The following is a 513-nucleotide window of genomic DNA, read 5'->3' on the forward strand; positions in this document are numbered from 1 at the left end:
CTCCGGGCGTCGTGGCAAATCATAAAGGTTGGGTTAGGAATGATTCGCATGAACAATTTAACAACAAATTCTTCATCTCCGCAACTCCGGGCAATCCCGGTGCCTGGCACCATCATGTACCGCTATATGCGCTGGTGGTGTGGCAGGTGGATCCCGTGCAAGCGTAGTGACGCTGATCGCGAATATAAAGCCTTCAGCAGGAGGGGCTAACGATGGTACAGACAATCAACGGCGTTAATGTTCCGGCGGCGATGCCGCATTTGCCGCACGGCCAGTTAACGATGAGCAGCCGCGAGATAGCGAATCTTGTAGAGTCTCGCCATGCTGACGTATGCATCACTATTGAAAGGCTGATGAATTCAGGCGTTATCGGGGGGTATACGGCATTGCCGTACACCCATCCGCAGAACGGTCAAACCTACAAAGAGTACCAGATCTGCAAACGCGACAGTTACGTAATCGTTGCTCAACTGTCACCGGCGTTTACTGCCCGTCTGGTGGATCGCTGGCAGG

The 513-nt window shown here is 53.2% G+C and carries 1 protein-coding gene; it reads left to right on the plus strand.

Features of this window, described 5'->3' with window-relative positions:
• Positions 1-281 precede the first annotated feature (281 nt).
• On the plus strand, positions 282-513 hold a 232-nt coding region (locus tag GTGU_RS23610), incomplete at its 3' end, for a Rha family transcriptional regulator (RefSeq protein ID WP_038163833.1).

This window comes from Trabulsiella guamensis ATCC 49490, assembly GCF_000734965.1.
Classification (GTDB): domain Bacteria; phylum Pseudomonadota; class Gammaproteobacteria; order Enterobacterales; family Enterobacteriaceae; genus Trabulsiella; species Trabulsiella guamensis.